The organism is Proteus genomosp. 4 str. ATCC 51469, from assembly GCF_003144375.1.
Taxonomy (GTDB): Bacteria; Pseudomonadota; Gammaproteobacteria; order Enterobacterales; family Enterobacteriaceae; genus Proteus.
This window is the reverse complement of sequence record NZ_PENV01000014.1, coordinates 57,046-79,918: the sequence shown is the minus strand read 5'-3', so window position 1 is coordinate 79,918 and position 22,873 is coordinate 57,046. Positions and strand designations below refer to the sequence as shown.

At 36.4% G+C, this 22,873-nt stretch carries 30 protein-coding genes; 9 read left to right on the top strand and 21 right to left on the bottom strand.

Features of this window, described 5'->3' with window-relative positions; all coding sequences use genetic code 11:
• Nucleotides 1-39 precede the first annotated feature (39 nt).
• On the top strand, nt 40-1,284 hold the full coding sequence (gene pepT, locus DK866_RS13835) for a peptidase T (RefSeq protein WP_109409365.1): 1,245 nt from the start codon (nt 40-42) through the stop codon (nt 1,282-1,284).
• Nucleotides 1,285-1,374: 90 nt separating this feature from the next.
• On the opposite strand, the gene DK866_RS13830 is transcribed toward pepT, so the two are convergent.
• Nucleotides 1,375-2,097 carry a vWA domain-containing protein gene (locus DK866_RS13830; RefSeq protein ID WP_109409364.1) on the bottom strand — a complete coding sequence of 241 codons (723 nt, stop codon included), beginning with the start codon at nt 2,095-2,097 and terminating at the stop codon, nt 1,375-1,377.
• Between the two features lie 273 nt (nt 2,098-2,370).
• Here DK866_RS13830 and DK866_RS13825 point away from each other — a divergent pair, with 273 nt between their 5' ends.
• Entirely contained in the window at nt 2,371-2,649 is a 279-nt protein-coding gene (locus tag DK866_RS13825; RefSeq protein WP_109409363.1) for a hypothetical protein, read from the top strand.
• Between the two features lie 98 nt (nt 2,650-2,747).
• Here DK866_RS13825 and DK866_RS13820 read toward each other — a convergent pair whose 3' ends face one another.
• The 8 genes from DK866_RS13820 to rluE all read right to left on the bottom strand — a co-directional run bounded on the left by DK866_RS13820 (nt 2,748) and on the right by rluE (nt 10,726).
• A complete protein-coding gene (locus DK866_RS13820) occupies nt 2,748-3,869 on the bottom strand; it encodes a cupin domain-containing protein (RefSeq protein WP_075672658.1) in 1,122 nt (373 codons plus the stop codon).
• A 184-nt stretch (nt 3,870-4,053) separates the two neighbouring features.
• A complete protein-coding gene (phoQ, locus tag DK866_RS13815) occupies nt 4,054-5,517 on the bottom strand; it encodes a two-component system sensor histidine kinase PhoQ (RefSeq protein ID WP_109409362.1) in 1,464 nt (487 codons plus the stop codon).
• 1 nt (nt 5,518) lies between these two features.
• Nucleotides 5,519-6,193 carry a two-component system response regulator PhoP gene (phoP, locus tag DK866_RS13810; RefSeq protein ID WP_109409361.1) on the bottom strand — a complete coding sequence of 225 codons (675 nt, stop codon included), beginning with the start codon at nt 6,191-6,193 and terminating at the stop codon, nt 5,519-5,521.
• A 214-nt stretch (nt 6,194-6,407) separates the two neighbouring features.
• Nucleotides 6,408-7,778 (bottom strand): adenylosuccinate lyase, encoded by a 1,371-nt coding sequence (gene purB, locus DK866_RS13805; protein ID WP_109409360.1) that lies wholly within the window; start codon nt 7,776-7,778, stop codon nt 6,408-6,410.
• A 31-nt stretch (nt 7,779-7,809) separates the two neighbouring features.
• Nucleotides 7,810-8,439, bottom strand: coding sequence for a high frequency lysogenization protein HflD (gene hflD, locus DK866_RS13800; RefSeq protein ID WP_109409359.1), 630 nt, complete (start codon nt 8,437-8,439; stop codon nt 7,810-7,812).
• Between the two features lie 2 nt (nt 8,440-8,441).
• Complete coding sequence (gene mnmA / locus DK866_RS13795; protein ID WP_109409358.1) at nt 8,442-9,545, bottom strand: tRNA 2-thiouridine(34) synthase MnmA; 1,104 nt, start codon at nt 9,543-9,545, stop codon at nt 8,442-8,444.
• A gap of 109 nt (nt 9,546-9,654) precedes the next feature.
• Nucleotides 9,655-10,104 (bottom strand): NUDIX hydrolase, encoded by a 450-nt coding sequence (locus tag DK866_RS13790; protein ID WP_109409357.1) that lies wholly within the window; start codon nt 10,102-10,104, stop codon nt 9,655-9,657.
• Nucleotides 10,097-10,726 carry a 23S rRNA pseudouridine(2457) synthase RluE gene (gene rluE, locus DK866_RS13785; RefSeq protein WP_109409356.1) on the bottom strand — a complete coding sequence of 210 codons (630 nt, stop codon included), beginning with the start codon at nt 10,724-10,726 and terminating at the stop codon, nt 10,097-10,099. The genes DK866_RS13790 and rluE overlap by 8 nt, the downstream gene beginning before the upstream one ends.
• 138 nt (nt 10,727-10,864) lie before the next feature.
• On the opposite strand from rluE, the gene icd reads away from it, so the two are divergent.
• Nucleotides 10,865-12,118: an NADP-dependent isocitrate dehydrogenase gene (icd, locus tag DK866_RS13780; protein ID WP_006537208.1), complete on the top strand. Its 1,254-nt coding sequence runs from the start codon at nt 10,865-10,867 to the stop codon at nt 12,116-12,118.
• A 109-nt stretch (nt 12,119-12,227) separates the two neighbouring features.
• On the opposite strand, the gene DK866_RS13775 is transcribed toward icd, so the two are convergent.
• Both DK866_RS13775 and DK866_RS13770 read right to left on the bottom strand, forming a co-directional pair.
• Nucleotides 12,228-13,361, bottom strand: coding sequence for a site-specific integrase (locus DK866_RS13775; protein WP_109409355.1), 1,134 nt, complete (start codon nt 13,359-13,361; stop codon nt 12,228-12,230).
• A complete protein-coding gene (locus DK866_RS13770; RefSeq protein WP_017628380.1) occupies nt 13,336-13,587 on the bottom strand; it encodes an excisionase in 252 nt (83 codons plus the stop codon). The genes DK866_RS13775 and DK866_RS13770 overlap by 26 nt, the downstream gene beginning before the upstream one ends.
• A 314-nt stretch (nt 13,588-13,901) precedes the next feature.
• Here DK866_RS13770 and DK866_RS13765 point away from each other — a divergent pair, with 314 nt between their 5' ends.
• The gene (locus DK866_RS13765) at nt 13,902-14,129 is read left to right on the top strand and encodes a hypothetical protein (protein WP_109372946.1); all 228 of its coding nucleotides are present in this window, start codon (nt 13,902-13,904) and stop codon (nt 14,127-14,129) included.
• 78 nt (nt 14,130-14,207) lie between these two features.
• Here DK866_RS13765 and DK866_RS13760 read toward each other — a convergent pair whose 3' ends face one another.
• The 10 genes from DK866_RS13760 to DK866_RS13715 form a co-directional block, all read right to left on the bottom strand.
• Nucleotides 14,208-14,717, bottom strand: coding sequence for a single-stranded DNA-binding protein (locus tag DK866_RS13760; protein ID WP_109409354.1), 510 nt, complete (start codon nt 14,715-14,717; stop codon nt 14,208-14,210).
• Complete coding sequence (locus DK866_RS13755) at nt 14,717-15,328, bottom strand: ERF family protein (protein ID WP_088495883.1); 612 nt, start codon at nt 15,326-15,328, stop codon at nt 14,717-14,719. Before DK866_RS13755 ends, DK866_RS13760 begins: the two co-directional genes overlap by 1 nt.
• Before the next feature lies 1 nt (nt 15,329).
• A complete protein-coding gene (locus DK866_RS13750; RefSeq protein WP_109409353.1) occupies nt 15,330-15,656 on the bottom strand; it encodes a hypothetical protein in 327 nt (108 codons plus the stop codon).
• 12 nt (nt 15,657-15,668) lie between these two features.
• Complete coding sequence (locus tag DK866_RS13745; protein WP_109409352.1) at nt 15,669-15,854, bottom strand: host cell division inhibitory peptide Kil; 186 nt, start codon at nt 15,852-15,854, stop codon at nt 15,669-15,671.
• A 105-nt stretch (nt 15,855-15,959) separates the two neighbouring features.
• Complete coding sequence (locus DK866_RS13740) at nt 15,960-16,190, bottom strand: hypothetical protein (protein WP_109409351.1); 231 nt, start codon at nt 16,188-16,190, stop codon at nt 15,960-15,962.
• A 51-nt stretch (nt 16,191-16,241) separates the two neighbouring features.
• Entirely contained in the window at nt 16,242-16,691 is a 450-nt protein-coding gene (locus tag DK866_RS13735) for a hypothetical protein (protein WP_109409350.1), read from the bottom strand.
• Between the two features lie 127 nt (nt 16,692-16,818).
• Entirely contained in the window at nt 16,819-17,139 is a 321-nt protein-coding gene (locus DK866_RS13730) for a hypothetical protein (RefSeq protein WP_109409349.1), read from the bottom strand.
• Between the two features lie 376 nt (nt 17,140-17,515).
• Nucleotides 17,516-17,905: an ASCH domain-containing protein gene (locus tag DK866_RS13725; RefSeq protein WP_109409348.1), complete on the bottom strand. Its 390-nt coding sequence runs from the start codon at nt 17,903-17,905 to the stop codon at nt 17,516-17,518.
• The gene (locus tag DK866_RS13720) at nt 17,883-18,956 is read right to left on the bottom strand and encodes an N-acetyltransferase (RefSeq protein WP_109409347.1); all 1,074 of its coding nucleotides are present in this window, start codon (nt 18,954-18,956) and stop codon (nt 17,883-17,885) included. Before DK866_RS13720 ends, DK866_RS13725 begins: the two co-directional genes overlap by 23 nt.
• A 24-nt stretch (nt 18,957-18,980) precedes the next feature.
• Nucleotides 18,981-19,625 (bottom strand): LexA family protein, encoded by a 645-nt coding sequence (locus DK866_RS13715; RefSeq protein ID WP_109409400.1) that lies wholly within the window; start codon nt 19,623-19,625, stop codon nt 18,981-18,983.
• A gap of 107 nt (nt 19,626-19,732) precedes the next feature.
• Between DK866_RS13715 and DK866_RS13710 the strand changes: the two genes are divergently transcribed.
• The 5 genes from DK866_RS13710 (at nt 19,733) to DK866_RS13695 (ending at nt 22,850) form a co-directional block, all read left to right on the top strand.
• On the top strand, nt 19,733-19,942 hold the full coding sequence (locus DK866_RS13710; RefSeq protein ID WP_109409346.1) for a helix-turn-helix transcriptional regulator: 210 nt from the start codon (nt 19,733-19,735) through the stop codon (nt 19,940-19,942).
• A gap of 142 nt (nt 19,943-20,084) precedes the next feature.
• Nucleotides 20,085-20,432: a hypothetical protein gene (locus DK866_RS13705; protein WP_004247478.1), complete on the top strand. Its 348-nt coding sequence runs from the start codon at nt 20,085-20,087 to the stop codon at nt 20,430-20,432.
• Between the two features lie 95 nt (nt 20,433-20,527).
• Nucleotides 20,528-20,701, top strand: coding sequence for a hypothetical protein (locus DK866_RS19965; protein ID WP_167395488.1), 174 nt, complete (start codon nt 20,528-20,530; stop codon nt 20,699-20,701).
• A complete protein-coding gene (locus DK866_RS13700; protein ID WP_109409345.1) occupies nt 20,698-21,465 on the top strand; it encodes a helix-turn-helix domain-containing protein in 768 nt (255 codons plus the stop codon). Before DK866_RS19965 ends, DK866_RS13700 begins: the two co-directional genes overlap by 4 nt.
• Nucleotides 21,465-22,850 (top strand): replicative DNA helicase, encoded by a 1,386-nt coding sequence (locus tag DK866_RS13695; protein WP_109409344.1) that lies wholly within the window; start codon nt 21,465-21,467, stop codon nt 22,848-22,850. Before DK866_RS13700 ends, DK866_RS13695 begins: the two co-directional genes overlap by 1 nt.
• The last annotated feature ends 23 nt before the right edge of the window (nt 22,851-22,873 follow it).

Below are 22,873 nucleotides of genomic sequence, written 5' to 3'. Positions count from 1 at the left end.
TTCCCTATTATTGTTATTAGAGAGATCTTAGGGGGCAAAATGGATAAATTATTAGAACGTTTTTTTGAATATATTAATTTTGATACACAATCAAAACCATCTTCAAAAATGTCACCAAGCAGTGATGGTCAGCTAAAACTAGCTAAGGCATTGGCACAAGAATTAAAAAAACTGGGTTTTGCTGATGTAACACTCAGTGACAAAGGATGTGTAATGGCAAGTTTGCCATCCAATGTCTCTTGGCCGGTGCCTGTAATTGGTTTTATTTCGCATCTTGATACAGCGCCGGATTTTTCTGGTAAGCATGTAAAACCACAAGTGCTTGAAGATTATCGTGGTGGTGATATTGCATTGGGTATTGGTGATGAAGTGTTATCACCAGTTATGTTTCCAATCTTACACTCCATGATTGGTAAAACATTAATCACCACAGACGGTAAAACCTTATTAGGTGCTGATGATAAAGCAGGTATTGCTGAAATTATTACCGCCATGGTGCGTTTAAAAGAAACAAATAGGCCTCATGGTGATATTCGTATTGCGTTCACACCTGACGAAGAAATAGGTCGTGGTGCGCATTATGTCGATTTAAATGCATTCGGTGCAAGTTGGGCTTATACCGTCGATGGTGGTGGTGTTGGTGAATTGGAATATGAAAACTTCAACGCCGCATCAGTGAATATCAAAATTGTTGGTAACAATGTTCACCCTGGTAGTGCAAAAGGGGTGATGGTAAACGCATTAGGATTAGCAACACGCATTCATCAAGAATTACCTATTGATGAAACACCAGAAAATACCGACGGTTATGAAGGTTTCTACCATCTGCAAAGTATTAAAGGTACGGTAGAAAGGGCGGAAATGCATTATATTATCCGTGATTTTAATCGTAACTTATTTGAAAAACGCAAACAGAATATGATTGCGATTGCAGAAAAAGTAGGTAAAGGCTTACATCCAGATTGCTATATTGAGCTGACTATTGATGATAGTTATTACAATATGCATGATAAAGTTGTTCAATTCCCACACATCATTGAAATAGCAAAACAAGCAATGATTGATTGTGATATTGAGCCTAACATCAAACCTATTCGTGGTGGCACAGATGGTGCTCAGCTTTCTTATCGTGGATTACCTTGCCCTAATATTTTTACTGGCGGTTATAATTTCCATGGTAAGCATGAATTTATCTCTTTAGAAGGAATGGAGGCTGCGGTGAGTGTGATCATGCGTATCGCTGAAATTACGGCTGAAAGAGAAAAGGCTAAAGTGATTAATTAATATCATGTATTGAGTGTATAAAATAATAGCCGATATGTCGGCTATTATTTTTTAGTTATATATCTAAGTTATATTGTTAATTTAGATGACTTATTTACGCTCGTTATAATCTTGCTCAACAGAAGATTTCCAATCTTCATTTAACTCTTTACCTTCAATCTTAGACTGAACGGCTTTATTAACCGATTCATAGGCATTTCCATAGCCTTTAGCATCTTGAATATATTGAGTTGAGTTAGATGATTTAATACCAATACTTTCCGCAGCACTTATCGCATCAAAATTAGCACCTAAAAAGATAAATTCCCAGCCTTTCTCTTTTTCTGCCGAAGTAATTAATGATTTTACTTTTTCTAGCGAATATTCACGGCTACTATTTTCTTCGCCATCAGTTATGATCACCATCATGACATTTTTATAAGGTGAATTTGGTTTATTCCCTTCAGTGATTGCATTTCCCACCGCATCTAGCAATGCGGTATTACCTGATGCAAAATAATCATTAGCAGTTAAATCATTTATCTTATTAATATCAACGCGGTTATGTAATTTTTTAGCCTTACTATCAAATAAAATTGTGGTGATATAGACTTTTTCTGGACGATTTTTATTTTCAGCTAAAATGGTATTGAATCCACCAATAGTATCTTTTTCATATCCTTGCATTGAACCACTTTTATCTAATACAAAAATGATATCCGTTTGTGCAGGTGGTGCTTTCTCCTTGGTTATTTCTACTGTTTTTGCAAATACCATGGACGGTAAAATAAACGCAGCAATTAAAATAATAAACTTTTTCATAGACGACTCCATTGTCGAAAAAAGAAGTAAGGTAGTAAAAATCTAATTTTATCTTAGGGTGAATTGATAAAATAAAATAGGAGAAATGGCTGAAAAATAGGTGGATTATTAACGGGTAAATATACTTAATTAAAAATAGAATGATTTTATAATAATAGGTTTGTATATTATTTAATATTAATTTTTCAATATAGACTTGAAATTAATAACTCTTTGGTAAATTGATTTTATTGAATATACCTTATAATTACGGTGAAACAAAAATATATAATATAAGGATATTGAATGGAAAACATAACAGGAAAATTATTAAAACCTGTAATAGAAGAACAACTAGATTCTCATAAAAAGGAAGTGATTAAAAAATCAGAACAACAATCATTTATTATTATCTTTAGCTATTTTCTAATAACTCTGTTCATTTCATTTTCTCTTTATGTGACAAATAGCAAACATACATTATTGCTTTTTTTCTTACAAAGTACATTTTTTGTTTTTATTCCTTTTTTCTTTCATAATACAAGAGTACTTTTAAAAGAATCGATAAATTATTTAATTCGTTAAATTTTATAAGAAGTGATATTTTAAAGTATTTAATAATAAAAAAGCCCTGTAATTAATATCTCAGGGCTTTATAACTTATCATTGAAATTTAGTGATAATTAATCTTCAAAATACCAATAACCTTGATTAACTAACTGAGTTAATAAACGCACAAATTTTGGATCAGCTAATGCATCGCCCAAATGTTGTTTATCAATATAATCATATTGGCAAAGCGCATCCACCGCTTCTATATGATCAGTATCCATCAATTGGCCATTTACAAAACAGTTATCGCCAACACGTAACGCACGAATACCATTTAAACGATGAAGTTGCTCACCTTGTTGCAGTAAATCATGAATTTCTGCATTTTCATATAAAGGCTCTGGAACTGCGAGATCAAGTTCATGGCGAGATTGAGAAATAAATTCACCAAACCAATGACGAAATACTTCTGGTTGAGCAAGTAAATCTTCCATCATGTCATGAAGTTTATTTAACTCTTGATGTTGCACTAATGCTGGGTTTTCACGCGGTGTTAGATCTGGATCGCTATAACGATAGCTGCCTAAATCATTTGCTAACACATAGTCAGCGAAACCACTGAAAAGTTCACGCGCATTAGGTGCTCTGAAACCAACAGAGTAGTTTAGCGATTCTTCAATCGCATAGCCTTCATGTGGGAATCCAGGTGGGATATAAAGAATATCACCCGGTTCTAATTCTTCATCAATAATTGCTTCAAAAGGATCAACTTGCAGCAGATCAGGATGAGGGCAATGTTGTTTCATTGGGATTTTTTCACCCACACGCCAGCGACGACGACCTTGTCCTTGAATAATAAAGACATCATATTGATCGAGGTGCGGGCCTACACCACCACCGGGAACAGAATAAGAGATCATTAAATCATCAATGCGCCAATCGGGTAATACACGAAAAGGCTTCATTAATGCCGCACTAGGAAAATGCCAGTGATCGACGGCTTGTACAAGTAAAGACCAATCTTTATCACCAAGTCCTTCAAAGTGCTCAAAAGGCCCATGTTTGACTCCCCATTGTCCGTCTTGACAGCTAACAAGACGGCTATCTACTTCATCTTCCATTGCAAGACCAGCAAGTTCGTCAGGAGATAAAGGATCAACAAAACGTGAGAAGCCGTTTTTAATTAATAAAGGGCGTTTTTGCCAATGGCTTTCGAGGAATGATTGCCAATCTAAATTAAGTTTATAGTCCATTGTGTATATCCTGAATTCGGGAAGCCTGAAGTCATAGTATAATGAATTCTAACTTCCTGCTAAACATTCCTTTGAGCAATGTGAGTAATAGCGAGTAACGCTGTAATAACTGCATAGATATCATACATAATGCAGTATACAGAGTGGGGGAAGTTTGATAAAAAACATTTTTTATCAAGAGTGGTTATTCACGCTCAGTGGTAAGTTGTTGCTCAGCAAAGGTTACAGTGATACGAGCGCCACCTAAAGGGCTATCGGTAATAGTAATTTCGCCACTGTATTGTTCAATAATATCTACAGCGATAGATAATCCTAAACCTTGCCCTGGTCGCAACGTGTCTGCTCTTGTTCCTCGCTGGAAAATAGCCTCTCTTTTTTCAGGGCTAACACCGGGGCCATCATCATCAACAATAATTATTACGCTGTTTTCATTATTACTTACATTGATTTCGACAAACTCTAAACAGTATTTACAAGCGTTATCCAGAATATTGCCCATCACTTCCATAAAATCATTTTTCTCACCTAACCACATGATTTCAGGTGAAACATTGAGTGTTAAATCAACGCCTTTTGACTGATAAACTTTGCTTAAAGCGCTACAAAGATTATCTAACAACCCTGACAGTGAATGGAGTTTTCGCGTGGTAATGTCGTGATCACCATGAATAGATGCTCGATGCAGATAATAACCGACTTGTTGTGAGATTCGTTCTATTTGATCGAGCATGATAGGCTCAGCTTGCTCTATCGTCATTTGCTTACCTGATCGTAAAGAGCGTAATGTTGATTGTAATACGGCAAGGGGCGTTTTTAAGCTATGGGTAAGATCAGATAAACTTGTGCGATATTTACTATAACGGCTTCGTTCATTACGTAATAATACATTTAAATTTCGGACTAAACCCTTTAATTCGGTTGGCGGGTTTTCATCCAAATCATTACGTGTTCCTTTTTCTAATGCACTGATTTGTTCTATCAATTGTTTAATAGGTCGTAAACTCCAGTGTGCTGCTAACCAAATTAAAGGTACAACTAAGAACAAATTAGCGAGAATGATATATAAAAACCAGTCCCAAACCTGACTGACTTTTTGCATACGCTGAGGTATAGGATCGATAACTGCGATTGCCATGTAAGGCATATTATCAGCCGCAGGATAATGATTAATTACCACTGAGTGAGTTAAAAATTCGTTACTTGAATATTCTTCAAGTCGTTTGAGATAAACACGGTATTGAGGCAACTGTTTTAGCATTAAACGAGTTATTTTGACATCAACCGAAATTTCAAATAACCCTTCTTCATGACGCCATTTATGCTTAATGCTATCAGGAATAGCTTTAGGTAAATCAGAAGGTGTCCATAAGACATTACCTTTATCATCAAAAACGACCACCAGCGATGTATTGTTATTATTCAAATTTGTTGGAAACTCAATATTCAGCTTGCCTTTATTCCACTGCGCTAAACTGTAATAAAGATTACTCTGACTGCGCATCAGCATAAAAGTGGTTTTATCTACACTGACAATAGAACCGACTATAGCAACCAACCCGTAAGAGAGAGTAAGAGCCAAAATAATGGCACTCGTTGCAAGTAAAAATCGTGTTCGTAATGAGAGTGGAGAGCGCTGTTTTTTTTGCATATTAAGGTTTCATATCAAAACGGTAGCCTTGTCCACGTACTGTCACGACAACATCATCAGGGTATTTTTCTAAGATTTTTTTACGTAACCGCCCCATTAGTACATCAATAGTATGGCTTTCTTTTAATTCAGCATCTGGATACAACTGACGCATTAATGCATCTTTGCTAACAACTTTGTTTTGATTGCGCATTAATGTTTCTAAGATCGTATATTCAAACGCTGTTAATTTGATTTGCTCGCCTGAAATCATGAACTCTTTACGTGACAAATCCAACTCAAAAGGCTCAATAGAGAGTGTTTGTGATGCAATTCCCATGTTTCTTCGCATTAATGCCTGAATACGTGCAACAATTTCCTCAAAATGAAAAGGTTTTGTCACATAGTCATCAGCACCAGCATTTAATGCGGAGACTTTTTCTTGCCAACTTTCACGCGCAGTTAACACCATAATAGGTAACGTGATATTGTTTTCTCGCCATCTTCGAATAAGGCTAATACCATCTTCATCGGGTAATCCTAAATCTACAATAGCAACATCGGGTGTACCTTCAGCTATAAAACTATCTGCTTCTTTAGCGTCTTCTGCTGCGTCAACTTGATGGCCTGCATCACGAAACTGCACAGATAAGTGATGACGAAGTAAAATATTATCTTCAATAATTAAGATCCGCATTATTCCACCTTGAGTACAATCGGTAAAAAGACACCGTTGTAAAATAAATATAGGACATGATAGTCAGTCTATTAGATAAAAATATAAGGTTATCATAGACAATCTATTGATTAAAAAATACTGTAGCCAGCAAAGTGTTTAGGTTATAGATAGTTTTCTTCGTTTTTTTGTTATAAAAAAAGGCAGAAATTATCTGCCTTTTTCGTGTGATAAATTAGTTTAACTTATCAACAAACTGAGTTGCAAAACCAATATAACTTTCAGGTGTCATCGCTTTTAAACGAGTTTTTTCATACTCAGGTAACTCTAAACCATCGATGAAAATAACCATATCTTGCTCAGTAATACGCTTACCACGAGTCAATTCTTTTAGTTTTTCATACGGTTTTTCAATGCCATAACGACGCATTACAGTTTGGATTGGCTCTGCTAATACTTCCCAGTTAGAATCTAATTCTTCGCGAAGATGTTTTTCATTTACTTCAAGTTTATTAAGGCCTTTCATGGTTGATTGATAAGCAATTAATGCATAACCAATACCCACACCTAAATTGCGCAGAACGGTTGAATCAGTTAAATCACGTTGCCAACGAGAAAGCGGTAATTTACTAGAAAGGTGCCCCATAACGGCATTTGCTAACCCTAAGTTTCCTTCAGAGTTTTCAAAATCAATAGGGTTGACTTTGTGAGGCATGGTGGATGAGCCAATTTCGCCCGCAATCGTTTTTTGTTTGAAGTGATTCAGTGCAACGTAACCCCAAATATCACGATCGAAATCGATCAAAATGGTATTGAAACGGCTAATACAATCAAAAAGTTCAGCAATATAATCATGCGGTTCAATTTGCGTTGTGTATGGGTTCCATGTAATACCTAATGAAGTCACAAATTCTTCACTAAATTGGTGCCAGTTTACTTCAGGATATGCGGCTAAGTGAGCGTTATAGTTACCGACGGCACCATTAATTTTACCTAAGATCTCAACTTGTGTAAGTTGACGGTATTGGCGTTCCATGCGGTAAGCAACGTTAGCAAACTCTTTACCCATTGTAGACGGGGTAGCAGGTTGACCATGAGTGCGAGAAAGAAGAGGTAAGTCACGGTATTCTTGTGCCATTTTACTAATTGTATCAATAAGTTCACGCCATGCAGGTAGCAGGATCTCTTGGCGGGCTGTTTCTAGCATAATAGCATGAGACAGATTATTAATATCTTCAGAAGTACAAGCAAAGTGAATAAATTCAGAAACCTGATGTAAAGCAGGGATGGTCGCCACTTTTTCTTTTAAGAAATATTCTACGGCTTTTACATCGTGGTTAGTGGTGCGTTCGATAGATTTAATGCGTGCAGCATCTTCTTCATTAAAATTAGCAACAATTGCATCAAGGTAATCGTTTGCGTTTTTTTCAAAGGCGGGAACTTCTTTAATGTCGGCGCAAGATGCCAGCTTTTGCAGCCAGCGAACTTCTACCTGTACACGGAATTTCAGAAGACCGAATTCACTAAAAATAGAACGTAACGACGAAGTTTTACTACCGTAACGACCGTCAATCGGTGAAATCGCTGTCAGCGAAGATAATTCCATTGTTGGCAACTCCCAGGTTGAATTTAAAGTATTAACATTGAGCGAGAAAATCATCAGCTTGTCGGATGATCGTTTTTTGATGCAATAAAAAATCAAAACGGCGACCACCAACTTGACGCCAGAGCACAGCACTACGGATACCCGTTAATAATAGCGCTCTAACTTTAGCTTGAATAATTGGGTTTTTTAACAGTTCGATAGAGCCATGAACTTGAATACGAGGGCCTACAGGGCTAACTGCATCAACATAAACGCCAGCAAGGGCATTAAATACACCTTCGGACATAGGTTCAAAATAGCTTTTTTGACGCTCTAATTGAGAAATTTTTTGTGATAAACGTGCACTATAATCGTCATTTCGTCCGATTAAGCGTTCTAAGTTGATTAAACCTTGTTGATAAGTCATCAACTCCAGTGTTAATTTTTCTCTTCTTACTGCCTGATGAATAGCTTTCAGTGTTTGAAAACCTAATTTTAAATGACTGATTTGATTGCCATAAACATCAAGTGTTGATGTTGGATTGAGATTAAAAATACTGTTAACCATCACTTCAACATCATTCTCGTTCGCACTACCTTGGTAAGCAATTTGCTGAACAAGACGACTTGCCTGGCAGACGCCTGCCAGTGCAAGTGTAATATCACGAAAATCTTTAGCCACGTCTACTCCTGAATACGGGTTTCAATGATACCGCCACCTAAACAGACTTCGTCTTGATAAAAGACGGCTGATTGTCCCGGTGTTACAGCCGCAACGGGATAATCAAAGCGGACTTCAATTTTATCTTCACTTAATGGTGTTACTGTACACGCAATATCAGGTTGGCGATATCGTGTTTTAACAGTACAGCGAAAAGCTTCAGTAATTGGTTCTCTCGATACCCAATGCAATTGTTGAGCAATTAAGCCGACAGACATTAATCTTGGGTGTTCATGACCTTGCGCCACAACAAGAATGTTATTTTCAACATCTTTATCAACGACATACCAAGGATCATCGCCACCGTCTTTTGTTCCACCGATACCTAAACCTTTACGTTGACCTAATGTGTGATACATCAATCCTTGGTGTTCACCGATGGTTTCACCATCAACTGTGATGATAGGGCCAGGTTTAGCAGGGAGGTAACGTGATAAGAAATCGGTAAATTTACGCTCACCAATAAAACAAATACCCGTTGAGTCTTTTTTCTTTGCTGTTGCTAAATCAAGTTTTTCTGCAATTTTTCTAACTTCAGGCTTTTCCATTTCACCAACAGGGAAAAGGCTTTGTGCGATTTGCTCGTGACTTAACGTGTATAAGAAATAGCTCTGGTCTTTGTTGTTATCGACGCCACGAAGTAATTGGCTTTTGCCATTAATATCACGACGGCGAACATAGTGACCTGTTGCGATATAATCAGCACCTAAATCTTCTGCCGCATATTCTAAAAATGCTTTAAATTTTATTTCTTTATTGCACAGAATATCGGGGTTTGGAGTGCGGCCTGCTTTATATTCAGATAAAAAATGTTCAAAAACATTATCCCAATATTCAGCGGCAAAATTGATAGTATAAAGCTCAATGCCAAGTTTATCGCATACGGCTTGCGCATCGGCAAGATCTGTTGAAGCTGAGCAATATTCTGTATCGTCGTCTTCTTCCCAGTTCTTCATAAACAGACCAACGACCTGATATCCCTGTTCCTTAAGAAGATAGGCTGAGACGGATGAATCTACGCCACCGGACATTCCTACGATGACTTTTTTTTGGCTGTTATCTGACATGACTGGATCTCACTGCGGAAAAATAAGCGCCATACTTTACCATATCACTGACACAGGTGCATCAAGTGTTGCTCTGTTTTTGATGCTTTGTTTTTCCATTCTCTGTCATTTAGTTAAAGGGTGCGCCAAAGCTAGTTAAAATAGAAAGAGGGTAGTGTTCACCTTGTTGATAACATAACAGGCTTTCTCTCACTAAAGGTGAGCGTAATTGCTGGCTTTGGATAATTTCATCTGCGCTAACCCAGTGACAACAATTGATATCGCTATCATTAGGGTGAGTATCAAATTGTTCTTGTGCTTCAATTAAAAAGAGAAAACGTAAAAAAGGCGTTTTATCAGGCGCAATCCATTGATGTAATTTAAGAAAATATTGAACAGGAAGCGTTAATCCTGTTTCTTCCCATAACTCACGTTGAACGGCTTGAATAAGTGTTTCATCGGCTTCAAGGTGCCCTGCAGGTTGATTCCACGTTGCTTTTCCATTGATAGTTTCTTCAACAACGAGAAACTTATTTTGCGCATGAACGATACACGCGACAGTCACATGAGGTTTAAACAAAATCGATCTCCTTCCATTCACCGGGTAATAAATTATCTAATGTAATATTTCCCATACTAAAGCGGATCAAGCGCAATGTAGGATAACCAACATGAGCAGTCATTCGTCTCACTTGACGGTTTTTACCTTCAAATAAGGTAATTTTTAGCCAAGTTGTTGGAATAGTTTGGCGTTCTCTAATCGGCGGGTTTCTCTCCCATAACCATTCGGGTTGCTCAACTATTTCGATTTGTGCTGGCAATGTTTTGCCATCTTTAAGTTCTAATCCATCTCGAAATTGTTGTAATGCGGCTGTAGAAGGAACACCCTCTACCTGAGCATAGTAGATTTTTCCTGTTTTTTTACCCGGTTGTGTTAATTTTGCTTGTAGCTTTCCATCATTTGTTAAGACTAAAAGTCCTTCACTATCTCTATCTAAACGTCCTGCCGCATAAATATCACGAATAGGAATAAAATCTTTTAGTGTTTTCCTGCCACTCTCGTCCGTAAATTGTACAAGAACATCGAAGGGCTTGTTGAAGATAACGACTTTACGCTCACCTCTTGGGCGCACTGGTTTTCTTTGTGCTAATGAAGTGCGGTGTTTTCTCGATTTAGCGCTATTTTTAAGTTGATTTGCCATAGTTAATTTTTGTAAAAAATGGGAGATTGATTATACCTTAAAAGAGAAGCGATTGGCGTTAGCTGAATAATCAAGTAGTATTGACAGGTCTCTTACAAAAAATTAACAAAGCGTGCGCTTACATGAAAGGAGAGGTAAATGGAAAGCAAAGTAGTTGTTCCGGCTAATGGCGCTAAAATTACACTAGATGCTAAAGGTAAGCTTGTTGTTCCAAATAATCCGGTTATCCCTTATATCGAAGGGGACGGTATCGGTATCGATGTCACGCCAGCAATGTTAAAAGTTGTTGATGCAGCAGTTGAGAAAGCTTACGGCAAAGAACGTAAGATTGAGTGGATGGAAGTCTACACTGGCGAAAAATCAACGCAGGTTTATGGTAAAGATGTTTGGTTACCAGAAGAAACCTTAGATCTTATCCGTGAATATCGTGTTTCTATTAAAGGTCCTCTTACTACCCCAGTTGGCGGTGGTATCCGTTCATTAAACGTTGCATTACGTCAACAACTAGACCTCTATATTTGCCTACGTCCAGTACGTTACTACAAAGGCACACCAAGCCCAGTTAAACAACCTGAACTAACAGATATGGTTATCTTCCGTGAAAACTCAGAAGATATTTATGCAGGTATTGAATGGAAAGCGGGTTCAGCAGAAGCCGATAAAGTGATTAAATTCCTGCAAAATGAAATGGGTGTTACCAAAATCCGCTTCCCACAAGATTGTGGTATTGGTATCAAACCTTGTTCAGAAGAAGGAACTAAGCGTTTAGTGCGTGCAGCGATTGAATACGCGATCGATAACGACCGTGATTCAGTGACTCTGGTGCACAAAGGTAATATTATGAAATTTACCGAAGGTGCCTTTAAAGACTGGGGTTATGAATTAGCACGTGAAGAGTTTGGTGGTGAATTATTAGATGGTGGTCCTTGGGTTAAAATCAAAAATCCAAAATCAGGCAAAGAGATCATTGTTAAAGACGTTATCGCTGACGCATTCTTGCAACAAATTCTGTTACGTCCAGCAGAGTACGATGTTATCGCATGTATGAACCTAAATGGTGACTATATTTCTGATGCATTAGCGGCTCAAGTAGGTGGTATCGGTATCGCACCAGGCGCAAATATTGGTGATGAGTGTGCTTTATTTGAAGCAACACACGGTACTGCACCAAAATATGCAGGGCAAGATAAAGTTAACCCTGGCTCAATTATCCTTTCCGCAGAAATGATGTTACGCCACATGGGTTGGACAGAAGCCGCTGACTTAATCATTAAAGGTATGGAAGGTGCGATTGCCGCTAAGACTGTAACTTATGATTTCGAACGTCAGTTAGAAGGCGCTAAACTGCTGAAATGTAGCGAGTTTGGTGACGCGATTATCAAACACATGTAATTGTTGCTTTGATAAATAGTTAACGGGAGCTTATTAGTTCCCGTTTATTTTTTGTACTATAAAATGCTTCCCCAAAATATCCCCAAAACTCTTCCCCAAAACTGTTCAATTAAACAGCAATAATTTGCCATTCTTTGCCTCTATCATCGTGGTATTTATCAGTCATATTTTGTGTTTTATGACCCAATAATTTTTGTGTATTAATTCCTTGTTCTCGATAAAGTCGCTCGGATAAAGAACGTTGTTCATGGAAAGTAGGTGCAGTACCTTTTTCCCAAGTTAACCCACATTTATCTCGCGCTTTTTTAAATGTTGTGGTTAACGTATTTGGCGTGACTTGTTCACCACGTTTCGCTTGTGCGGTGGTATGTCGATAATGCACGAGATATTTACTCACAACAGCATCACGACATTGAGCAACAACATCCCTTAAAGAGAGGTTGATAGCCTCACATTGTAGCGAGAGAGGGATGGCTAACTTACTGCCTGTTTTCTCTTGCTGTATATGTAACATGTCATCCCAAATATCAGAGAATTTCATTTTACAGATATCACCGATCCGCTGACCTGTGGTTAAGGCGAGCAACATTCCACATTGCAGGTAAGGAGGGTGGTTCTTAGCTTGCTGATAAATAGTGCGCCATTCTTCCAATGTCATGCGTTCTCTTTTCACTCTGTTCCGTGGTTGTTTAGTTGCTTTCGCGGGATTGTAACCAGGAGGAACATAGCCAGCATGTTGAGCTTCTTTAAATACATCAATAAGCACCATGCGAACGACCTGAGCCATTCTTGAATGTCCTAATACTTTGACTGAATCTATTATTTCAGCAATATCTAAAGCGGTTATCTCTTTTAATATTTTCGTACCACAATACTGACGGAATAAATTAATGGGTTTCATTTTTTGTCGATAAGAATTAATTTTTAATTCACCAATATCTAATCTTTCTTTTTGAATATCTAAATATTTATCCATCCATATATCGACAGATATTTCAGACTTATTTGTCTTAATTTTTGATAACCGTTCATTAATACTTAATAACTGTCGAGTATGTTGTTCAGCAATAATTGTATTGGCTTGAATGGCAGTTTCTCTCGCTTCTTGTTCGTCAGTGCCTAAGCTATGAAATGTACCAGTGATGGGATGTTTATATTGCCAATAAATTTTGCCGTTACGTTTATCTAGCTTTCGATATAAATTAGGGATAATAATTTTATGGGTTCGTGGTCGGGCAGCCATCTGTAATTATCCTCTTAAGTCGTTCCGTTGATTTAGTAGGAATTTGGGGGAGAGATAGATAACCCACATAACGAGCTTCTCTATCAACCATCCACTTGCGGCCAACTTTCATTGCGGGTGGTGCAATAAGGTTATTCTTTGCGTATTTTTGTAATACCGTCATGCAAGGAGAGGCATCTCCAAATTCCAACCTTGCCCACGCTTCAAGAGTCACCATTCTTGACATATTTTCTCTCCACGTTATTTATACTCAGTTTAAATAAATATTAATTAGTGCTTTAGAATGAAAGGTCATTATTAAGTTTGTGTAACTTATCCTCCGTTATTTCTTGCTAAGAGTTGAGAGCAGCTCATTGATGTTTTTTATCTATGACAGTTTTAACATTGCATCGTTAAACTTTATTATGTTTTTCATTTTCACTTTAATAATAAGTGATTACACGTATAAATAGTGTAATTCGTCAAGCAGTATTTTAAAATATTTACTTATAAAACAATCTGTTGTATTATTTCCTTCTTGATCGGAAATAAGGAGCAGATATGAAATATATGACTCATATAGCAAGATATAAAAATGAAACTTACGAGCTTACACCGTGTAATACAAATGAAGGAGTTTTGACATTTAATTTTTCTGATAATAAAGAGTTTCCTAGTTCTATTGTCGAAAGTGAAAGAGTTAATATACTTTTGGCATCAGGTGAATTTATTTTCACTGAGGTTTCGAGAACTTGGATTGGTGGATTTTCTCTTTCAAAAATTTATTAAATATATATTTAAAGTCGATAATATTCGGCTTTGTGGCATTCTTCCTAGAGTTATAATTTTATCCTAATAAATATTATTTTAAATAACATTAATAGCGATACGAGGATAAAGTAATCCAATCGGCGCAAAAGGAATATCATCATCAAAGTCCATTGAGGGTTCATTATGTTTAGGAGATTGTTGTGGGCTCCATTCGTGTTGATGAGGTGATGGTTGTGATTTCTGGCTACCTGCCTGATTGTTGTTACCTAAAATTTGCATTGAGCCATTAATATTCACTACAACTTCCGTGCTGTATCTGTCTTGTCCATTTTGATCTTGCCATTTACGTGTTTGTAATTGACCTTCGATATAGACTTGTGAACCTTTACGCAGATATTCGCCAGCGATTTCGGCGAGCTTTCCAAATATCACAACTCTATGCCATTCAACACGTTCCTTGGTTTCACCTGATTGTTTATCTTTCCATGAATCGCTGGTGGCTAATGTAATATTAGTAACCGCATCGCCATTTGGGAGGTAACGCATTTCAGGATCTTGACCTAGATGTCCTATCAATAAGACTTTGTTTACACCTTTACTTGCCATTACATCGCCTCCAATTCTGATTTTCTGATGTTATATACTTCCTTTGCTTTTGATTGTTCAGGCGTTTTTCTGAGTAACTTCCATGTTTCTCCAAATTCTTTTTTCAAAATATTGAGATCTGTAATAGCCATTGCTGAATTAGTAAAATCTTTCAATATCTGATCTGGTGTTCTCGGTGCTACATTGTGGACTTCTGCATCCGCATCGATTGCTGTTTCTTCGGTTGGTATACAAAATGTTTGGAAAGCTGCGTATTTATATGCAATAGACATGGCTTTATTTGTGGCTTTGTCTCCGCTATCCATTGCTTCACCATAAGTCACAACCGTGTGTTTGCTTCCATCTTCAACAGAAACAAATTCAAACTCAGCTTTCACTACGACATAAAATAACAAGCCACCTCTTTGTGTTTGCCTTTCTGTGACAGTGCGTTCAATGATACGTGGAAGAATAAGTAATCCATGCTTAACTAGAGCAGGGGCAAGGGCGTTATATACTGCATCGATTCCTCTGAACATAAATCCTTGTTGTTGGTTTACACTTCCTTTTTTAATGCCTGTTTCAGCCATTTCTCTAGCAACATTACTAATAGCTTTGTATACAGCAGTCATATTAATCCCCTAAATATTGACCTTGACGACGATCACTTCCGTAGTAATCAACTTCAAATTTATTACTAGGCGTATATGTCCTTTTTGAATCTCGTTGGGCTCGAATATGCTCAGGAAGAGGAGGGTGATTCTTGGATGCATCTAAATTCATATACCAAAGCGTCATCGCGAGTCGCTGTTCAGCTATGCCAGGCGAATTGTTAGGTATTTCTCCTTCAATAATAGCTATTGCATGAGCGAGAGCTTCTTTGAAATTCCTTTTCGGAGTAGGTGAACTTAGTCGGGGGTATTTATCATTTGGGTATATTTGATTATTAAAATTATTCACAAAAAATTACCTCTATCCATAGAGCCTATTTATTGGGATATTTATTTCTTTGCATACCTTTGCGTTGTATTGATGTTTTATGCCATAAGCCTGTTTTAATGTCTGATTGGCCTTATTCCATCCATGTTCATCTTTGAGAAAATGGGCGATCCCTGCTTGGCTTTGGGCTAAATAAAGTGTGTATTTATCAATGTTCATGTTTACCTCTGGATGAGCAAAATCCTCACTAATTAAGTGATAGTGGTAATGATTGATATTCTGGTGTTGGCGAAAAAAGATTTAGACGAGAGGGAAATATTTTTATTAATGTTTAACTTTGTTTACTAAGGTATTTAAAACTGCTTTTTTTAATGCCGTTTTTATCGCATTTTCTCCAATCAAATTATCTGAGAAGTCACTTAACAATATAGCTAATTCAGGAATGTCATCTGAAGCATTTATTTGAGTGTTTACTTCTACTCGATGTGGTTTGTTTTCAATGTGATTTAAAGTTAATTTGACGTTAATAACGATAGAAGTATCTTGTTGAGTCATTTTTATTTTCCATTTATAATTTTTTGATAATTAAGGTTATATCTAGGAATACTATTCTTTAAGTAAGTTTTTTAATTCTTTAATTTTATCATTAAGTATGTTTACCTCTGAGTCAGTAAGGGCTTCGCTGATTAAAATTGAAATTTTATTTTCAATAATTAATATTTCATCATCGATTGAGTTAGCTTTTGGTGTCATTTGTAAATATATTTTTTTTACATTATCATCCAAGTTTTCAAATCCTCTTTTAAAGGATTTTTGATCTGATAGTATTTTTATATATTGAGGTAATTGCTGCTTGTTAAATTCATTTAACTTGAGTAAACATTCAATGTTTTTTATCTCATATTCTATTGGTCGGTTATGAGCACGTTTTAAACTGAATGCTTCAATTGAGGAATTAAGTTTTGCTAGATTTTCATTGAATGATTCTAATATGGATACAGTGTGTTCTAAAACACTATTGGCACTATTAATTATGTCGAGAATATTTTTTTTCATTATTGAACCACATAGTTAGAATAAAATAGCTTAGATTATAGTATCTCCTTTATGTAAAATATGAGATGAAAGTCAATCATTCAATTAATTTGATATACTGATTATCCAATATAAGGTGGTTTCTAATTTATTTTGCAGTGACACAAAATTTATCCTTTGATTTTTTTGTTCTAACACTCGAAAACATAACTATGTTTGGTAAACAACAGTTATCAGGTGATGATTGATACTTAGGTTCAATATTTCTAGTCACAGGAATGTGGCTTAGTGATAGTGTCTTTTCAACGCGGTTTAATTTTTTAGTTTCTAGTTGAAATATTGAGTCTAGTTGCATCTCAATATCTCTAATTGCAATGGCTTCGACTTTCCGTCTGGCATGACGTCTATTTGCAGAGTTACCACGTAAAAAGTCTGGTTTGCGTGATTTCTTCACTTTTATAGTTGCCATAAATCCTCCAAACAGTTGGCTTTAGTGATTGGTGATAATAGTAAAACACCAATCCGAAAACCTTCTGAGAAGGTTGACGCTTTATCAGCGTCGCCGTTCTGATAGCTAATACACAGCTCGCCACCATCGTTGTTAAAGAACTTCAACGTGCTGTGTTCCGTTGATAGAAATTATATTCACAAATTGTGATTTTAATGTCAACCACAAAGTGTGTTTTTTTGTGTTTGGTATGTTTTATTAGTATGATTAGAAAAGAAAAATAAATTTATAAAAAACACAATATGTGTGGTTGGTCACATCAGACATCGGGTTGTAATGAGTATTTTTGACAGGTGATTAGAAAAAAGCTCTCAAGTTGATGAGAGCTTTTTAATATTTATGATGGGAGATAGCAGTAGGATTGGGGGGCAGTAATATTTTTTCCAATTTTTTCACTAAATTCTTTCAATGAAATTGGCTCGTCATATTTGATTACTCTTCCTATCTCAATAGCATAAGCTGTATTTCTTTCTTGGAAGTATTTATCAAAAAATTTTTTACTTATTCCTGAAAATGACTCTGTTTGCTCCCATATAGAATGAGGTTTATCTTGTAAAACACCTTTTATATGGAACTCACCGACGATTTGTCCAACAGGTAAAGTAGAGTAAATAACAACTGATGTTACAGATGTATTTTTAAATATGCCTTTTCTAAATTCGTACCTTTTAGTACCTTCTAGAATTTTTGATACAAATTCTGGTTTAATTGATAATAATACTTTCATCGACGCCACTTTGGTTCATAATTCTAATAAATTGTTCATCGCTAATATTTAGTATACCCCAGTAAGCACTTTCGTCAAGACCAACAGAATTTATTAATGTCGCTCTATTTAATCTCTTAGGTAATGCTAAATTATATGTGAATGTAATAATATATGGGTATCTTTTACTCTTATAAAATTTTGATAGTTCTTCTCTACTAAATATTGAATATTTTATACAGTAATCAATAAATAATTCTTCTGAAGGAAAATCAAAAATAGTTTTTATATTTTCTACGATACAAATTGATGTCGCTACTGATCTATAATAAGCAGGACCTTGATTATCGGATGTTCTATAAATTATAAGTATATCATATGGTTTTAATGAGGAAACACCACTCATCCCACAAATGTATACTTTTCTGATACTATTTGTATGAGAAATATCTTCAAGAATATCAGGTGATTCAGTAACTAAAATAGAATCAGGGAATAGAATAGAGTGAAATTTTGGGTAAATAGAAAGAATATATTTATTTTGCTCTTGGGTAAATGGAAATCTAGGGTAATCAGATAATATGTCACCAGTGGAATCATTTAGTGACATATCTTTTAATAAGACTATTTCAGTACCATTTTTACTTTCTTTTATTGCACATTGGTTAAAACCGTACATTTTGAATAAATTTATTAAATATCCATGTTTCTCAAATATAGTGACATAAACATCATCAACTTTATGAGATAATGCATTGTCAAATATTTTTTTTAGAAACCGTTGACCTCTCAGTGTTCCTTTAGGTTCAAATTTAAATGTTCCTACTTTTAAATGTTTCCCACTTTTTATAGATGGAATAACATCATCTATAATGCCTTCTTCTATTTTTAAATATAAAAAACCGTCTATATTTCCTGAGTCCTCATATAAAACATATGCTTTTTCTGAAACATCATTTGATTTTTTTTTGAACCAATCAATAAAACCATGCTTATAATCAGATTTTAAAGATAAGAAAAAATTATCTTCTAAATTAATTTCATTAAAGGGTATATGTTTTAAATTATCCATAGCAAAGACCTTAATTAAATTATATTAAAATGTATCATCAGGCCATTGAGACTTAATAACCTTACCTACGATTGTACAATTATCATTAATAGGAATAAGGTCATAACGTGGATTCAATGGTTCCAAGTATTTAACGCCACCATCTCTAATTAAGCGTTTAAAAGTAAATTCATCATTTAATAAGCGAGCGACACAAAAATCACCGAACTTAACCTCTTCTTCTGGATCAATCAAAATAATCATTCCTTCGGGAAAACTTGGTTTTCCTCCTAAAGGCGCGGTCATTGATTGACCTTCAACCTCCAACCAAAATGCTCTTTTACTAGCTTTCTTAGCTGTAGGTATCCATGAAGTAGCATCTTTTTCTGTGTAGGCGTTTATATTAGTTGTGAAAGTACCCGCTTGAACCTTTGTAAACAATGGATATTCGTAATTACTGATCACTTGTTCACTTTGTTCTCCAAACATTAATTCTGCTGGCGATACACCTAAAACTTCGCTGATGATTAAGGCATCATCGGCGCTTACTTTTCTTTCCCCTAGTTCATAATTTCCAATTCTTGAGGCTGCGGAATATCCGCATAGCTTGGCAAGTTGTGCTTGGCTAAGGCCTCTAGATTCACGAATAGACTTAAGTCTTTCGCCGATAATTTCATTTATTTTTTTCATAGCCATTTATTAACACAAAATGTGATAAATGTATTTAAACGTTTTGTGGTTGACTAAAAATCACATATTGTGTGTAATATCATTGGTAAGTATGGAGGACACACAATATGAATAACATTGCAAAACAGCGAAATAAATTAGGAATTTCTCAAGCTGTTTTAGCTTCATCAATTGGGTGGGGTCAGTCTCGTATTGCTAACTATGAGTTAAATATTAGAACACCCAGCCTGAATGATTGTCGCATCATTGTTGAAGCATTGCAGAAACTAGGTGCAAACTGTTCTCTAGATGATGTTTTTCCACCTAGAACCGCATAGTTTTATTCGCTCTTTAACAATCGCAGTTTTTGACTGCTACGGAGTCGCTGATAAAGCGACAACTTTTCCCCCAATATCAACTCATACGGAATGAGCCACGGATCATTATTGTCCCTTAGTTAACTCATAAGGACTTTAAACAATGGAATGCGCAAATACACGCAAACAATTCAATCAATTTATCTCTAATCACCTAATAGCTTCAGCATTACAAGCATTGAGAAATAAAACTCAGTCTGCCGTGGCTAGAACGTTAGGTGTCCATGATTCAACAATCCTACGTCGTACTGAAAAATATCCTGAAATATGCGAAACACTTGTCGCATCGGGAATTATTGATTTTGTGATGGAAGGAGAACGAAAAATCTCAGAAGAAGAGTACCGATTTTTGTGGAAACAAATGGGTGAACTTTCTCAAATGAAAATAAAAGAAAACGCCTCGATTGCGGCAACAAACGAGGCGTGTTGTTCAATGGAATTCACCATTTAACGTACAAATATACTGTATCAATATCCAGTTTTTATCACAAGGGGAAACTTCGGTTTCCCTTTTTTGATACAGCTTTGGAATGGAGAAATTATACCATGAGACAAAGAATAAATCATGAATTTAATGGCTGTGATGAGCATAAAAACATGATGAGAAATAGGCTATTACAAGAAATAACCCCACTGGGTTGTCAGCGTTTAAAGGAAGCACTGAAAGACGCAAAATTAAGGAAAGCACATCGGGATAAGCTATTAGGAGAGCGAAAATGAGTATGCTTCTAATGGCAAAAGCCATGCAATTACAGGTGGGGAGTACAGCACAAAAAATGGTGCTACTCAAACTTGCCGATAATGCCAATGATAAAGGTGAGTGCTTTCCTTCTTATGAGACTATTGCGCGTCATTGCGAAATTAGTCGTCAAAGTGCGATAAACCACATTAAAAGTTTATGTAAAAAAGGGTTTGTTCGTAAAGTTACGCGAAAAACTGATAAGGGGCATACTTCCAATTTATATATTTTGGATTTGGAGGCTAAATCTCTTGATGAGGGTAGTCAAAATACAGTACCACCTAGTCAAAATTCTGTACCAGAGGTAGTCAAAGAATTTGACCACGGTAGTCAAACGGTTGGACTAGGGGGTAGTCAAAAATTTTTACCCAGAACCAGTAAGTCTTTTAACCAGTCAATTAACCTTAAAAAACTATCGTCTGACGACTTGAAACCTGCAAAGCAGATTTCGGTTAATCGACAAACTAAAATTCCTTATCAGGAAATCATGCAAGCCTTCAACGAATCAGCAGGGGATAGATTACCCAATGCCGAATCACTGAATGACAAACGCAAAAGAGCAATATCCAAATTCCTGAAAGAACTTAAAGAGCCCACAGTCGAATCAGCTAAAAATTATTTTGATTATTTTATGGAAACGGCGAGTGCTTGGTATTTCGGCGAAAATAATCGAGGTTGGCGAGCGAATTTTGATTATTTACTCAGACCAGAAACGGTACTCAAAACAAGGGAGGGAGCACTGTGATGAGCCAAGTTCCGAATAACTTGATGGCGGAACAAAATGTCATTGGAGGACTCCTGCTCGATCCGCAAAGTGATAATGCGCAATCAATTTTTTCACTGCTAAAACCTGAAGATTTTTATACCCGACACCATCAAATTATCTATCTCACTCTGCGAGAAATGTATACCCAACGTATGCCAATAGACATCATGATGGTGACGGATTATCTGGAGTCAAAAGGGCGAATTAATCAATCAGGTGGTTTTGCCTATCTTGCTGAGATGGCAAGAGAAACACCGAGTATTGCTAACATTATGGCTTATGCGAAAAAAATCCGAGAGTGTTCCGCACAGCGTTTTGTTATCGAAAAGACGGTTGAAATTCAAAAACTCATGATGGTGCCAAGTGAGTTAAGTTTTACGGATAAAATTGAACAAGCACAACGCTTGCTTGATGAAGCCACGTCGTTTGGAAAAATGGGGAGAAAAACAGGATTACGCCGAATTGATGATGTGCTGGATGATGTTTTTACCGACATTTGTGACCGACAAGATAACCCAGAGAAACATCGAGGATTAAAAACGGGATTTAAAGATTTTGACCGCCTATTAAGCCCAAAACAGATTGTCATCGGCTCACTGTTCGTGATTGGTGCTCGTCCAAAGATGGGGAAAACAACCGTTCTCACTGAAATGGCAAAGAATGTCTCACAACAAGGTAAGCCTGTATTGCTGTTCAGCATGGAAATGACGGATAAACAGCTTGTTGAACGGACACTAGCCCAACAAACCCAAATTAATTCAGATAAATTTTACCAAAAGTTAGAAGAGCATGAATGGGATAGGCTTTGCAGTGCCATCGGTCGCCTTAAAGATGAGCCCAATATTTGGGTGGATGATACACCAGGCATGTCCTTACAGCATATTCGCTCTGAAAGTCGGAAAATCAAACGCAAAGTCGGTGATATTGGGTTTATTGGTGTCGATTACCTCACTCTGATGCAGGCGGGAAAAGCTGACCGTAATGATATTGCCTATGGTGAAATCACTAAGGGACTAAAAATATTGGCAAAAGAGCTCAATACGGTGGTTGTGTTGCTTGTACAACTGAATCGGGGATTGGAAAACAGGACAGATAAACGTCCCGTACCAAGTGATTCAAGAGACACAGGACAAATCGAGCAAGATTGTGATTATTGGTTAGGCATTTATCGTGATGCGGTGTACCACGATAATGCGGATGAAACGCTGACCGAAATGATTTTAAGGCTTAATCGACACGGTAAAACAGGCACCGTGTATGTTGACCAACAAGGATTGAGTATTACACCGGTCGATCAATATATGGCTGCATATCGCGCTCAACCGAAACGAGAGCCTAAAAGGTATTGTGAAAAATCGTTTTAACTCGTAAAAGTAAAAAGGAGGCC